11 protein-coding genes are annotated in these 13136 nt (G+C 67.1%); 5 read left to right on the forward strand and 6 right to left on the reverse strand.

Annotated features, from left to right (window positions below; all coding sequences use genetic code 11):
• Nucleotides 1-26 precede the first annotated feature (26 nt).
• Together rpoD and dnaG are read right to left on the reverse strand one after the other, a co-directional pair.
• Nucleotides 27-2033 (reverse strand): RNA polymerase sigma factor RpoD, encoded by a 2007-nt coding sequence (gene rpoD, locus FV217_RS05405; protein WP_147815054.1) that lies wholly within the window; start codon nt 2031-2033, stop codon nt 27-29.
• A gap of 159 nt (nt 2034-2192) precedes the next feature.
• Entirely contained in the window at nt 2193-4130 is a 1938-nt protein-coding gene (gene dnaG, locus FV217_RS05410; protein ID WP_147815136.1) for a DNA primase, read from the reverse strand.
• A 124-nt stretch (nt 4131-4254) separates the two neighbouring features.
• Between dnaG and FV217_RS05415 the strand changes: the two genes are divergently transcribed.
• Both FV217_RS05415 and FV217_RS05420 read left to right on the forward strand, forming a co-directional pair.
• Nucleotides 4255-5238: an SMP-30/gluconolactonase/LRE family protein gene (locus FV217_RS05415; protein ID WP_147815056.1), complete on the forward strand. Its 984-nt coding sequence runs from the start codon at nt 4255-4257 to the stop codon at nt 5236-5238.
• Between the two features lie 162 nt (nt 5239-5400).
• On the forward strand, nt 5401-5649 hold the full coding sequence (locus tag FV217_RS05420) for a pilus assembly protein PilZ (RefSeq protein ID WP_147815058.1): 249 nt from the start codon (nt 5401-5403) through the stop codon (nt 5647-5649).
• 78 nt (nt 5650-5727) lie between these two features.
• Here the strand turns inward: FV217_RS05420 and FV217_RS05425 are convergent, their stop codons facing one another.
• The 3 genes from FV217_RS05425 to FV217_RS05435 all read right to left on the reverse strand — a co-directional run bounded on the left by FV217_RS05425 (nt 5728) and on the right by FV217_RS05435 (nt 6839).
• On the reverse strand, nt 5728-6192 hold the full coding sequence (locus FV217_RS05425; RefSeq protein ID WP_147815060.1) for a GatB/YqeY domain-containing protein: 465 nt from the start codon (nt 6190-6192) through the stop codon (nt 5728-5730).
• A gap of 70 nt (nt 6193-6262) precedes the next feature.
• Entirely contained in the window at nt 6263-6577 is a 315-nt protein-coding gene (locus FV217_RS05430; protein ID WP_147815062.1) for a BrnA antitoxin family protein, read from the reverse strand.
• Entirely contained in the window at nt 6564-6839 is a 276-nt protein-coding gene (locus tag FV217_RS05435) for a BrnT family toxin (RefSeq protein WP_147815064.1), read from the reverse strand. The genes FV217_RS05430 and FV217_RS05435 overlap by 14 nt, the downstream gene beginning before the upstream one ends.
• Nucleotides 6840-7027: 188 nt before the next feature.
• Here FV217_RS05435 and carA point away from each other — a divergent pair, with 188 nt between their 5' ends.
• Nucleotides 7028-8257, forward strand: coding sequence for a glutamine-hydrolyzing carbamoyl-phosphate synthase small subunit (gene carA / locus FV217_RS05440; RefSeq protein ID WP_147815066.1), 1230 nt, complete (start codon nt 7028-7030; stop codon nt 8255-8257).
• A gap of 177 nt (nt 8258-8434) precedes the next feature.
• Nucleotides 8435-8812, forward strand: a complete 378-nt coding sequence (locus FV217_RS05445; RefSeq protein WP_147815068.1) for a hypothetical protein — start codon at nt 8435-8437, stop codon at nt 8810-8812.
• Nucleotides 8813-8876: 64 nt separating this feature from the next.
• Here FV217_RS05445 and FV217_RS05450 read toward each other — a convergent pair whose 3' ends face one another.
• A complete protein-coding gene (locus FV217_RS05450; protein WP_147815070.1) occupies nt 8877-9320 on the reverse strand; it encodes a pseudoazurin in 444 nt (147 codons plus the stop codon).
• Between the two features lie 307 nt (nt 9321-9627).
• Here FV217_RS05450 and carB point away from each other — a divergent pair, with 307 nt between their 5' ends.
• Nucleotides 9628-13101 (forward strand): carbamoyl-phosphate synthase large subunit, encoded by a 3474-nt coding sequence (gene carB, locus FV217_RS05455; RefSeq protein ID WP_147815072.1) that lies wholly within the window; start codon nt 9628-9630, stop codon nt 13099-13101.
• Nucleotides 13102-13136 lie beyond the last annotated feature (35 nt).

Below are 13136 nucleotides of genomic sequence, written 5' to 3' on the forward strand. Positions count from 1 at the left end.
GGTTTTGGTCGGATCGGCCATCCGGCTCAGTTGTCGAGGAAGCTCCGCAGCTTCCGCGACCGGCTTGGATGCTTGAGCTTGCGCAAAGCCTTCGCCTCGATCTGACGGATGCGCTCGCGTGTCACCGAGAACTGCTGGCCGACCTCTTCGAGAGTGTGGTCGGTGTTCATGCCGATGCCGAAGCGCATGCGCAGCACGCGCTCTTCGCGCGGCGTCAAAGAGGCCAAGACCCGCGTCGTCGTCTCGCGAAGGTTCGACTGGATCGCCGCATCGATCGGCAGGACGACGTTCTTGTCCTCGATGAAGTCGCCGAGGTGGCTGTCCTCCTCGTCGCCGATGGGCGTTTCGAGGGAGATCGGCTCCTTGGCGATCTTCAAGACCTTTCGGACTTTCTCCAGCGGCATGGCCAGCTTCTCGGCCAGCTCCTCCGGGGTCGGCTCGCGGCCGATCTCGTGCAGCATCTGGCGCGAGGTCCGCACGATCTTGTTGATCGTCTCGATCATGTGGACCGGGATGCGGATGGTCCGCGCCTGGTCGGCGATCGAGCGGGTGATCGCCTGACGGATCCACCACGTGGCGTAGGTGGAGAACTTGTAGCCGCGGCGGTACTCGAACTTGTCCACCGCCTTCATCAGGCCGATGTTGCCCTCCTGGATCAGGTCCAGGAACTGCAGGCCGCGGTTGGTGTACTTCTTGGCGATCGAGATCACGAGGCGGAGGTTCGCCTCGATCATCTCCTTCTTGGCCTGACGGGCTTCGCGTTCGCCCTTCTGGACCATGTTGACGATCTTGCGGTACTCGCCGATCTGCAGGCCCGTCTCGGAGGCGAGCGTCAGGATCTGCTCGCGTAGATCCGCGACCTGCCGGCCGCCCTTCTCGACGAAGTTCTTCCAGCCCTTGCCGCCGAGCGCGCCGACACGCTCCATCCAGTTCGGATCGAGCTCCCAGCCCTGGTAATGGCGCAGGAACTCGTCGCGGGCGACGCCGTGATTCTCGGCGGCGCGCATCAGGCGGCCCTCGTGCGAGATCAGGCGCTTATTGATGTCGTAGAGCTGCTCGACCAGCGCCTCGATGCGATTGGCATTGAGCGAGAGCGACTTCACGTCGGTGACCACGACGTCCTTCAGTTCGGACTGCTTCTTCTCCTGGGCCGGCGTCGAGTTCTCGCCGGAGACCTGGCGCTCGTTCGACTCGTTCTGGAGCTTGCGCAGCTTGCGGTAATTGCCGGCGATCGCATCGAAGATCTCGAGGACGCGCGGCTTGATCTCCAATTCCATCGCGGCGAGCGAGACGTTGTTTTCGAGATCGTCCTCGTCGTCGCCCTCGGGCGGCTGCGGCCCTTCGGGCTCGGCCTCCTCGGTCTCCTCCGCGCCCTCGGCTGCGACCTGCGGCGCGGTCTTGGCATCCGGGCCGGCATAGGTGGCTTCGAGGTCGATGATGTCGCGCAGCAGGACCTTGCCGTCGACGAGCTCGTCGCGCCAGATGATGATGGCCTGGAAGGTCAGCGGGCTCTCGCAGAGGCCCGCGATCATGGCCTCGCGGCCGGCCTCGATGCGCTTGGCGATCGCGATCTCGCCCTCGCGGGAGAGAAGCTCCACCGAGCCCATCTCGCGCAGGTACATGCGCACGGGATCGTCCGTGCGGTCGGTCGGCTCCTTGGTGGTGGTGGCCGCCACGGTCACGGCACGTGCCGTCGGCGCGACTTCCGCGACCTCGCCGCCCTCGGAGGCTTCCTCGTCCTCGGCCGCCTCGCCGTTCGGCTTCTTCTCGGCCGTGGTCTCCTCGGTCTCCTCGCTCTCGATGACACGGATGCCCATGTCGTCGAGCTGCGCCAGCACGTCCTCGATCTGATCGCCGTCGACCTGCCCGTCGGGCAGGACTTCGTTGATCTCATCGTGCGTGACATAGCCGCGCTTCTTCGCGAGCTTGACCATACGCTTGACGGCGGCATCGGTCAGATCGAGGAGAGGGCCGTCCGTCTGTTGCTCCTGAGCGACGTCGGTCTCGTCCCGCTCGGTTGCCTTCGTTGCCATGCTCAGCCTATGTTTTCGTGGCAGCCGCACCGGACGCGATCGGACGCGTTTCCCCGGTACTGGCCGCAATACGGATGCCGATCGTCACCGGCAGATTTCAGTCGGTCTACGCATCGCTGCTTGACCGACCGTTAACCATGCGCAGCGATGTTCCGCGCGTCACAGTGTCGAACTTTCATCCGTTTCCGGATCCTCCGCCTCGGCATCGGCCCCTGCGATCACCGCCAGACGTTCTTTGACGTCGCAGAGCCAAGCAAAATTGGCCTCGGTTTCATCGTCGACAAGGGCACGTTCAGCTTGGCGAAGTTCGCTATTTAGCGTTCCGGCCTTGCGGTGCAAGATCACAGCCTGCCGGAGAGTCGTTTCGAGCCGTGCAGGATCCACATGCGGATCGAGCGCCCAGCGGTCTCCGGGCCTCACCAGAGCCGCCAGACGCGCCGCCGCGTCGGTCAATCCGGCCCGGTCCAGACGGGAGGCCATGATCTCGGAATCCGACGTCGTGTCGTCGGCGGCACGGTCGAGCAGGACTCCGCGCAGGAGCTGTGCGTCCGGGTTGTCCAGCTCCAGTTCCGAGAGCGCCTCTTCCTCGATGCCCAGGAGTTCGGGGTGAACGAGGAGGCTCGACACGATCATCGCCTCGCGTTCGCGGAAGGCGCTGCCCCGCGGCGGGGGCGTGGCGCTCGACAACAGCGGGCTGAACTTGAAGTCGATGCGCGGCGACGGCGGCGGGTCGCCGGGGCGCGGACGCCGGCGGAACGTCTCGCCGCCCTGCCGGTTCGAGGATCCGCCCTGTCGGTAGTTTCCGCGCTCGCCGCGGCCCCCTGCCCCGCCGCCGGAGAGCCCACGCAGGCGGTCCTCGATGTCGTCCCGGTAGAACCGGCGCACGGTCTCGTCGCGGATTCCCGAGACGGCCTCGCGCAGGGTCCGGGCCATGCCGGCCCGGCGCTCCGGGGTGTCGAGCGGGCCGGCCTCGCTCTCGCGCGCCCACAGCATCTCGACCAACGGGCGCGCGCCCTCCAGCACGGCATCGATCGCGGAAGCGCCACCCGAGCGCAGCAGGTCGTCCGGGTCCTGCCCCTGGGGCAGCATGGCGAAGCGCAGCGACTTGCCCGGCTCCAGCATCGGCAACGCCACGTCGAGCGCCCGGAACGCCGCCTTCTGGCCGGCCTTGTCGCCGTCGAAGCAGAGGATCGGCTCGTCGCCATGGCGCCAGAGCAGCGCAAGCTGGTCCTCGGTGAGCGCCGTGCCGAGCGGCGCGACCGTCTCGGCATGACCCGCGAGCGTCATCGCGATGACGTCGACATAGCCCTCGACTGCGATGATGGTGCCGCGGTCATGCGCGGCCTTCCGCGCGGCGTTCAGGTTGTAGAGCATCCGCCCCTTGTGGAAGAGCGGCGTCTCCGGCGAGTTCAGGTACTTGGCCTTGGCGTCCGCCTGCATGGCGCGCCCGCCGAAGGCGACGACGCGGCCGCGGATGTCGGTGATCGGGAAGATCACGCGGTCGCGGAACTTGTCGAACGGCACGGCCACGCTCTCGCTCGTGGCGAGCAGGCCGAGTTCGAGCATGAGCTCCTTCTCGACACCCTTGCCGGCGAGATGGTCGCGAAGCGCGTAGCGCTCGCTCGTCGCGTAACCGAGGCGGAACTGCCGGCGTACCCCCTCCCCCAGCGCCCGCCGGTCGAGATAGTCGCGCGCCTGGCCGCCCCGTTGGCTCTTCAGCTGCTCCTCGAAATAGACGGCGGCGAGTTCCATCACCTCGAGCGCGCCCTTGCGCTGCTCTTCCGCCCGCTCGGTCTCGGGCGAGGGTTTCGGCAGGACGACGCCGGCTTCGCTGGCCAGCCGTTCCACGGCCTCGGGGAAGCTGAGCCCCTCCGTCTCCATCAGGAACTTGAAGACGTCGCCGTGCTTGCCGGAGGAGAAGCAGTGGTAGAACTGCTTCTGGTCGTTCACGTAGAAGGACGGCGTCTTCTCCGCGTTGAACGGCGAGAGCCCGCGCCATTCGCGGCCGGCTTTCTTCAGCCGTACCCGCCGGCCGACGATGTCCGACGCGGGCAGCCGCTGGCGGATCTCTTCGAGGATGTGAGGCGGGTATCGCAACGGAGTCCGGTCGCGGATCTTTTCGGGAGTGTCGGGACCAGGCATGATACCGCATCGACCCGGCCCGAGTCTCAACCGTCTCGCAGGACCGGAGCGAAGCCGTTCCGAAGGCGCTGGCCGGGCCATGGCCGACCCGATCCATCCACAATCTCTCCACAGGCGTGCACTGCTCGGCGCAGGCCTGCTTACGCTGCTGCCCCGGCCCTTGCGCGCGGAAGCCCCGGCCGCGAGCGACGGGCTCGCGGAGGTGCTGGCGCCGGGCGCGCGGGTCGAGACGCTCTACGAGGGCGGGCGCTGGTGCGAGGGGCCGGTCTGGGTGAAGCGGCTCGGCGGCCTCGTCGTCAGCGACGTGCGCAGCAATCGGATGCTGCTGGTCACGGAAAGCGGCACCCGGACCTTCCGCGAGCCCTCCGCCAATGCCAACGGCAACGCGCTCGACGGTGAAGGCCGGCTGATCACCTGTGAACACCGCAACCGTCGCGTCGTGCGCGAGGAGCCTGACGGGCGCCTCACCGTGCTGGCTGAGAGTTTCGAAGGCCAGCCGTTGAACTCGCCGAACGACGTGGTGGTCGCCCGCGACGGGGCGGTCTGGTTCACCGATCCGACCTACGGCATCGACAATCCGGAGGAAGGCATCACGCGCTCCTCCGAGCAGCGGGCCCGCTTCGTGTTCCGGCTCGATCCAGGCGGCCGCCTCGATGCGGTCGCCGACGGATTCGTGCAACCGAACGGCCTCGCCTTCTCGCCGGACGGGCGGGTGCTCTACGTCGGCGAGTCGAGTGGGAGCCAGAACCCCGGCGGCAGGAGCGAGATCCGCGCCTTCGACGTCGGCGATGGTGGCCGTCTGACCCGCGAGCGGGTGTTTTCGACGGTCGTCGACGGCGTGCCGGACGGGCTCAGGATCGACGCGCAGGGCCGGGTGTTCGCAGGAACCGGCAGCGGCGCGCGGGTCTGGCGGCCAGACGGCACGCCGCTCGGCACGATCCCGACGCCCGGCCCGTGCGCCAACATCGCCTTCGGCGGCCCCGACGGCCGGCGGTTGTTTCTGTGCGCAGGCCCCAGCGTCCTTGCCGTGAACCTGAAGGTTCGTGGCGCAGGCTTCAGTTGATGCGACCTCCGGACGGCCGAGCCTCGGCTTTGCCTCAGCCGGGCCCCGAAAAACGTTGGCGGATCTGTACGCGACGACCGTCTCGCAGGATTGCGGTGTACCCGCCGCACGTTTTGTTAAGCTGAGACTGCAACCGTACCGGCCTTCTCTCGGACGCCCGCCATGACCGACAATCGCCGGTTGGAGACTCGCAAGAACGCCTTCCGCTTCGGATCGCTGCAGTTCCACGGACTGTCGTCCGAACTCGACTGCCTCGTCTGGGACGAATCCGAAGGCGGCGCCATGATCGAGGTCTCCACGCCGGAGCCGATCCCGGATCGACTCACCCTGACGACCGGCCCGCACCGGCGTCCACGCACCTGCATCGTCGTGCGCCGCGAGGGGCGCCGGCTCGGGGTGTTGTTCGAGTAGGCCCGTCCGCAGCCGGACACCGATAGGAACCACCGCCGCGACCACGGGCGGGGACCGGCAGCAGCCGCTCAGGGACCGTCACTTCCCGGCAAGCGCCTCCTTCACCAGTCCGCTGGCCTTCGAGAAATCCATCTGGCCGGCATACTTGCCCTTCAGCACGGCGATGACCTTGCCCATGTCCTTCGGGCCGGCGGCGGCGGTCTCGGCCACGGCGGCCGCGATGGCGGCGCGGGTCTCGGCCTCGTCCATCTGCTGCGGCAGGAACGTCGCGATGATCGCGACCTCGGCGCGTTCGCCCTCGGCGAGTTCGGGCCGGCCGCCCTGCTCGTAGACGCTCGCAGCTTCCGTGCGCTGCTTGATCATCTTCTGCAGAAGCGAAAGGATCTCGGCCTCGTCGATCTGGCCGGTGCCGTTGCCCGACACGCGCGCCTCGATGTCCTTGTCCTTCAGCGCGGCCTGGATCATCCGGACGGTCGAGAGCTTCTGCTTCTCGCCGGCCTTCATGGCCGCTTTCATCTCGGCGGTGAGGCGCTCGCGCAGCATGGTCGGTTCCTGTCGGCTCGTTGGGCGAAACGGCGGTGCCTATACGCTTCGCGAAGCAGCCGCCAGCGTTTCAGGCCGTGGGCAGGTTTGGCGCGGCTAGCCGCAGCGCTTCGTTCATCCGCGACTGCCAGCCCGGCCCACTCGCCTTGAAGCGCTCCAGCACGTCCCGGTCGATGCGCAAGGATACGAGCTGCTTGGTCGGCGCCTTCTGGGCACCGCGCGACTTTCGCAGTTTTTCCGCGAGTTCGGGGAAGACTTCGGCGAACGGGCGCGCGGCCTTGAAGTCGTCCTCGGTCCATTCGGGATTCTCCGACACTTCGTCCCAGTCCTCTTGCGTGTAGGCTGGGTTCGGAACGTAGCCGGGCGCGTGCTTAGGAGCGTTCATGCAGACGGACCTCCGAGGGGTTGGCGCGGCGGAAACTGACGATCGACAGGGCCTCCGAACCGAGCGGCGAGACGATCGCCGCCGTGACAATGCGGCCTTCGAAGAGACCGATCAGTTTGAAGCGGCTGGGCCCCGTGCGCCTCGGGCGTGTTTCGTGAACGGTGCAGCCGTCGAGGTCGAACCCGTCCTCGAACTCCGCGAGATCCAGCCCGTGCTTGGCGAGGTTCGCGAGGCGCTTCGGCTCGTCCCAGACGATCAACATGCGGATCGATACGATCTCGTGGCTCTCGGAGCAAGCAAATCGTAGCTACGCAATGCAGTGTGCACCACCCCCTCGTCCCACCACGTTGCCCGCATGCGCCCGGATCGTTATGTGCAGCGCAATCGCTCGCCGCATGAATCCGCCCCGTGGGCGCCGGAATGCGGCCGACAGCCATCCGGATCCGATCGATGCTGCACGACGCCGCCGCTCCCGCGCGCCCCGCACCCGAGCCCTGGAGCGAGCCCCTCGCCACCGCCCTGCTCGTGCTCGCCGACGGCACCGTGCTGGAAGGATTCGGGATCGGACGTGAGGGCGTCGCCGACGGCGAGGTCTGCTTCAACACGTCGATGACCGGCTATCAGGAGATCCTGACCGACCCGTCCTATGCCGGCCAGATCGTGACCTTCACCTTCCCGCATATCGGCAATGTCGGCACCAACGACGAGGACCTGGAAAGCCTGGAGGCGGCCCCGGCCTCCGGCGTGCGCGGCGCGGTCATCGCCGCAGCCGTCACGCGGCCGTCGAGCTGGCGCTCCTCGTCGCATCTCGACGCTTGGCTGAAGGCACGCGGCATCACCGGGATCACCGGCATCGATACCCGCGCCCTCACCGCGCTGATCCGCGACCACGGCATGCCGAACGCGGTGATCGCCAACGACCCCTCCGGCAACTTCGACCGCGACGCCTTGAAGGCGCGGGCCGCCGCGCTCGCTCCGATGGAAGGCCTCGACCTCGTGCCGCCGGTGACGAGCCGCGAGCGCTCGACCTGGGGTGAGACCACATGGACGGTGAAGGGCGGCTACGGCACCCGCGCCGCCGGCGGAGATTCCTATCGGGTCGTCGCGATCGATTACGGCGTGAAGCGCAACATCCTGCGCCTGCTGGCCCAGGCCGGCTGCGACGTCACCGTGGTGCCCGCCACGACGAGCGCAGAGGACATCATCGCGCTGAAGCCCGACGGCGTGTTTCTCTCGAACGGCCCCGGTGATCCGGCCGCGACCGGTGCTTACGCGGTGCCGGTGATCCGGGAGTTGCTGGCGCAGCGGGTGCCGACCTTCGGCATCTGTCTCGGCCACCAGTTGATGGGCCTGGCGCTCGGCGGCCGCACCGTGAAGATGGGCCAGGGCCATCACGGCGCGAACCATCCGGTGAAGGACCACACCACCGGCAAGGTCGAGATCGTCTCGATGAACCACGGCTTCGCGGTCGATCCGAAAAGCCTGCCGGATACGGCCGTCGAGACCCATGTCTCGCTCTTCGACGGTTCGAATTGCGGCCTCTCGCTCACCGACCGTCCCGCCTTCTCGGTGCAACACCACCCCGAGGCCTCGCCCGGCCCACGCGACAGCCATTACCTGTTCGAGCGCTTCGTGAGCCTGATGCGTGAGAACAGGCCGGAGACTGTCCAGAAGGGATAGTGACGGATCGGTCACACGGGTCTTTCGTAGCCGGCGAGACCCGCCGAAAGCACGGTCTCGGCACCGTCCCGTCACAAAAAACCCCAGCTTCCCCGGCACCCAGAGCCCATCACGAGCCGGACGCGACACGTCGCAGAATCGCCGACCGGCAGGCTTCGGATCGATGGGGATTCCCGGATGACGTTCGACGACGCGCGCGACGACTTTTCGCGCCTGCATCGCCAGTTCACCCTGCATCTCGGCGTCGGTGTCGGCTTGGCATGGCTCACCGCGCTCTATGCGGCGGTGCATGCGCCTTGGGTGCGCAACATCCGCGCCCTGATCGAGCCTGCGGCCGGCACGGCGCGGGTCGAGAGCACGCTCTCCTATCTGTTCGTGATGCCCGCCGTGCTGACGCTCGCGTGGCTATCGGTCTATTTCGGCCGCGAGATGATGCGCCGCTTCCAGACCCTGCCGAACCAGACGCACGAATTCGCTGCTGCGGCGCTGGTCGCCTTCGGCGTGTTCTACCTCTCGATCGACAGGGCCATGGCCGCGCTCCACGCCGCATTCTGAATTCGTCGATCGCACGATGGCCGGGCCGAGGAATCGGCCCGGCTTTTTGCTGTCCGGACGCGCGTTACTTCGCTTCCGCCTTGGCCCAGAGCGGCTCGAAGCGCTGCTTGGCCATCTTGTTCTGGTCGAGGCCCTTGGCCTTCTCGAGATTCTCGAGGTTCGCGCCGACGGCGACCAGCGCCACCATGCCCATGATGTAGTGCGGCGAGCACTTGAAGCCGTAGACGCCTTCCTTCTCGAAGGTGACGGTCTCGTCCTTGCCGAGCGCGCCCTTCACGGGAGCGGTACCCTCCGGCGCCATGTTCTTGATGGTCTCGACGTTGTGGCCCTTGTCGGTCGCCACGAACTTCACCGAGTCGCCGGGCGCAATCTTCACGAAAGGCGGGTCGAAGACCATCATCCCGGCCGGGCCATTGTTCAGCATCTTGATCGTGACCTCGGCCGCCTGGGCCGATGCACAGGTCGCAGCGATCAGCGACGCTGCGAGAAACGTTCTGAAGGGCGTCATCCTTTTCCTCATAATAATTCTGAAATGATCCGGCGTCCATCGCCGAACTTTCATCTATTTGCTTTCGATGACTCGATCAAATCGGTCTCATTACTTAATAAATCGAATAATTATACTCTGAGCACCAGCCATGCGGCAGGCGCCTGACCGGGCCGTCCGCCACCCTTCCAAACCCTTGCGGCTGCGTGTAAACGCGGGGCCTGACGATCATCCCTGCGCCATCCCGCCTCGCACCTCGCCGACTCGTCGGCGGCGCGCGAGGGCGGATGCACGCGGCTGCAGCCCAGATTGCGACCCAAGGCGCCCGATGCCGAAACGCACCGACATCTCCTCGATCCTCATCATCGGTGCGGGCCCCATCATCATCGGGCAGGCCTGCGAGTTCGACTATTCCGGTACCCAGGCCTGCAAGGCGCTCCGCGAGGAGGGCTACCGGATCGTGCTGGTGAATTCGAACCCGGCGACGATCATGACCGACCCGGACATGGCCGACGCCACCTATGTCGAACCGATCACCCCGGAGATCGTTGCCAAGATCATCGAGAAGGAGCGCCCCGACGCCCTGCTCCCGACCATGGGCGGGCAGACGGCGCTGAACTGTGCGCTCTCGCTCAAGAAGATGGGCGTGCTCGAAAAGTTCGGCGTGCAAATGATCGGCGCCACGGCGGAAGCCATCGACAAGGCCGAGGACCGCAACCTGTTTCGCGAGGCCATGGCCAAGATCGGGCTGGAGACCCCGAGATCCGCGCTCGCCAACGCCTCGGCCGCCAAGAAGGCCGACCGCGACCGCTACCTCGCCGAGGTGGCCCGCATCGAGGCCGCGAACGGCGAAGGCCCCGCCCGCACGACGGCCCTGTCGGAATTCGAGCGGCAGTGGAACGGCGGCGAGAGCGACCGGCGCCGGCGCTACATCGAGCACGCGCTCGGCCAGGGCCTGATCGCGCTGGCCGAGATCGGCCTGCCGGCGATCATCCGGCCGTCCTTCACCATGGGCGGCACCGGCGGCGGCATCGCCTACAACCGCGAAGAGTTCCTCGACATCGTCGAGCGCGGTGTCGACGCCTCGCCGACCAACGAGGTGCTGATCGAGGAGAGCGTGCTCGGCTGGAAGGAGTACGAGATGGAGGTCGTCCGGGACAAAGCGGACAACTGCATCATCATCTGCTCCATCGAGAACATCGATCCGATGGGCGTCCACACCGGCGATTCCATCACCGTTGCCCCGGCCCTGACGCTCACCGACAAGGAGTATCAGGTGATGCGCGACGCATCGCTCGCGGTGCTGCGCGAGATCGGCGTCGAGACCGGCGGCTCGAACGTGCAGTTCGCCATCGACCCGGCCACCGGCCGGATGATCGTCATCGAGATGAACCCGCGCGTCTCGCGCTCGTCGGCGTTGGCGTCCAAGGCCACCGGCTTCCCGATCGCCAAGGTCGCGGCCAAGCTCGCCGTCGGCTACACCCTCGACGAGATCGCCAACGACATCACCGGCGGCGCCACCCCGGCCTCGTTCGAGCCGACGATCGACTACGTCGTCACCAAGATCCCGCGCTTCGCCTTCGAGAAATTCCCGGGCGCCGAACCGACGCTGACCACCGCCATGAAGTCGGTCGGCGAGGCCATGGCTATCGGCCGCTGCTTCGCGGAATCACTGCAGAAGGCGCTGCGCTCGCTGGAGACCGGCCTGACCGGCCTCGACGAGATCGAGATCGAGGGTCTCGGCAAGGGCGACGACCACAACGCGATCAAGGCCGCGATCGGCACGCCGACGCCGGACCGCCTGCTGAAGGTCGCGCAGGCGCTCCGCCTCGGCGTCAGCCACGAGGAGGTCCACGCGTCCTGCAAGATCGACCCGTGGTTCCTCGAGCAGCTGCAGGCGATCCTCGATCTCGAATACCGCGTGAAGGCCCACGGCCTGCCGACGACCCCGGCGGCGTTCCGACAGCTCAAGGCCGCTGGCTTCTCGGATGCGCGGCTCGCCGTGCTCACGAACGCGGAAGAGGGTGACGTGCGCGCCAAGCGCCGTGCGCTCGGCGTCCGCCCGGTCTTCAAGCGCATCGATACCTGCGCCGCCGAGTTCAAGGCGCCGACCGCCTACATGTACTCGACCTACGTCGCCCCCTTCGCCGGCACCGTCGTCGACGAGGCCCGGCCGACCGACGCCAAGAAGATCATCATCCTCGGCGGCGGTCCGAACCGGATCGGCCAGGGCATCGAGTTCGACTATTGCTGCTGCCACGCCTGCTACGCGCTGTCGGAGGCCGGCTACGAGACCATCATGGTTAACTGCAACCCGGAGACGGTCTCGACCGACTACGACACCTCGGACCGGCTCTATTTCGAGCCGCTGACCGAAGAGGACGTACTCGAGATCATCGAGACCGAGCGGCAGGCCGGGACGCTGCACGGCGTCATCGTCCAGTTTGGCGGCCAGACGCCGCTGAAGCTCGCCCGCGCCCTGGAGGCCGCCGGCGTGCCGATCCTCGGCACGTCGCCCGACGCCATCGACCTCGCCGAGGACCGCGACCAGTTCAAGCGGTTGCTCGACAAGCTCGGCATGAAGCAGCCGAAGAACGGCATCGCCTATTCGGTCGAGCAGAGCCGGCTGATCGCCTCCGAACTCGGCCTGCCCTTCGTGGTGCGTCCGAGCTACGTGCTGGGCGGCCGCGCCATGGCGATCATCCGCGACGAGGCGCAGTTCGCCGACTACCTCCTCGGCACCCTGCCGAGCCTGATCCCGTCCGACATCAAGCAGCGCTACCCGAACGACAAGACCGGCCAGATCAACACGGTGCTCGGCCGCAACCCGCTGCTGTTCGACCGCTACCTCTCCGACGCGGTCGAGGTCGACGTCGACGCGGTCTGCGACGGCGAGGACGTCTACGTTGCCGGCATCATGGAGCACATCGAGGAGGCCGGCATCCACTCGGGCGATTCCGCCTGCTCGTTGCCGCCACGCTCACTCTCGCCTGAGATCCTGGCCGAGTTGGAGCGCCAGACCAAGGCGATGGCACTGGCCCTCAAGGTCGGCGGCCTGATGAACGTTCAATACGCGATCAAGGACGGCGCGATCTACGTGCTCGAGGTGAACCCGCGGGCCTCGCGCACGGTGCCCTTCGTCGCCAAGGTCATCGGCGAGCCGATCGCCAAGATCGCGGCCCGGATCATGGCCGGCGAACGCCTGTCCTCCTTCGGCCTCAAGAAGAAGAAGCTCGATCACATCGCGGTCAAGGAAGCGGTGTTCCCGTTCGCACGCTTCCCCGGCGTCGACGTGCTGCTCGGCCCCGAGATGCGCTCGACCGGCGAAGTCATCGGGCTCGATGCCGGCTTCGGCGTCGCCTTCGCCAAGAGCCAGCTCGGCTCCGGCACCACCGTGCCGCGCTCGGGCAACGTCTTCGTCTCGGTGCGCGACGACGACAAGGCGCGGATCCTGGGGACGGTGCGGGCGCTGCACGAACTCGGCTTCGGCGTGATCGCCACGGGCGGCACACAGCGCTACCTCTTCGAGAACGGCATCCCGGCCGAGCGGACCAACAAGGTTCTGGAGGGCCGGCCGCACATCGTCGACGCCATCAAGAACGGCGACATTCAGCTCGTCTTCAACACCACGGAGGGTGCGGGAGCCCTCTCGGACTCCCGCTCGCTCCGCCGCACGGCCCTCTTGCATAAAGTGCCGTACTACACCACTCTCGCCGGAGCGATGGCGGCGGCCGAGGGAATTAAAGCCTACCTTGAGGGCGATCTCCAGGTCCGCGCCTTGCAGGATTACTTCGCGGCTTAGCCGTGTTGGCATCAGGTCCATTGAAATCCGGCCGC

This window comes from Methylobacterium sp. WL9 (assembly GCF_008040035.1).
Classification (GTDB): Bacteria; Pseudomonadota; Alphaproteobacteria; order Rhizobiales; family Beijerinckiaceae; genus Methylobacterium; species Methylobacterium thuringiense.

What these genes read in the sequence shown, in the direction of transcription:
- rpoD (WP_147815054.1), bottom strand. Translation starts at nt 2,033, where the DNA reads ATGGCAACGAAGGCAACCGAGCGGGACGAGACCGACGTCGCTCAGGAG.
- FV217_RS05415 (WP_147815056.1), top strand. Translation starts at nt 4,255, where the DNA reads ATGGCCGACCCGATCCATCCACAATCTCTCCACAGGCGTGCACTGCTC.
- FV217_RS05420 (WP_147815058.1), top strand. Translation starts at nt 5,401, where the DNA reads ATGACCGACAATCGCCGGTTGGAGACTCGCAAGAACGCCTTCCGCTTC.
- FV217_RS05425 (WP_147815060.1), bottom strand. Translation starts at nt 6,192, where the DNA reads ATGCTGCGCGAGCGCCTCACCGCCGAGATGAAAGCGGCCATGAAGGCC.
- FV217_RS05430 (WP_147815062.1), bottom strand. Translation starts at nt 6,577, where the DNA reads ATGAACGCTCCTAAGCACGCGCCCGGCTACGTTCCGAACCCAGCCTAC.
- FV217_RS05435 (WP_147815064.1), bottom strand. Translation starts at nt 6,839, where the DNA reads ATGTTGATCGTCTGGGACGAGCCGAAGCGCCTCGCGAACCTCGCCAAG.
- carA (WP_147815066.1), top strand. Translation starts at nt 7,028, where the DNA reads ATGCTGCACGACGCCGCCGCTCCCGCGCGCCCCGCACCCGAGCCCTGG.
- FV217_RS05445 (WP_147815068.1), top strand. Translation starts at nt 8,435, where the DNA reads ATGACGTTCGACGACGCGCGCGACGACTTTTCGCGCCTGCATCGCCAG.
- FV217_RS05450 (WP_147815070.1), bottom strand. Translation starts at nt 9,320, where the DNA reads ATGACGCCCTTCAGAACGTTTCTCGCAGCGTCGCTGATCGCTGCGACC.
- carB (WP_147815072.1), top strand. Translation starts at nt 9,628, where the DNA reads ATGCCGAAACGCACCGACATCTCCTCGATCCTCATCATCGGTGCGGGC.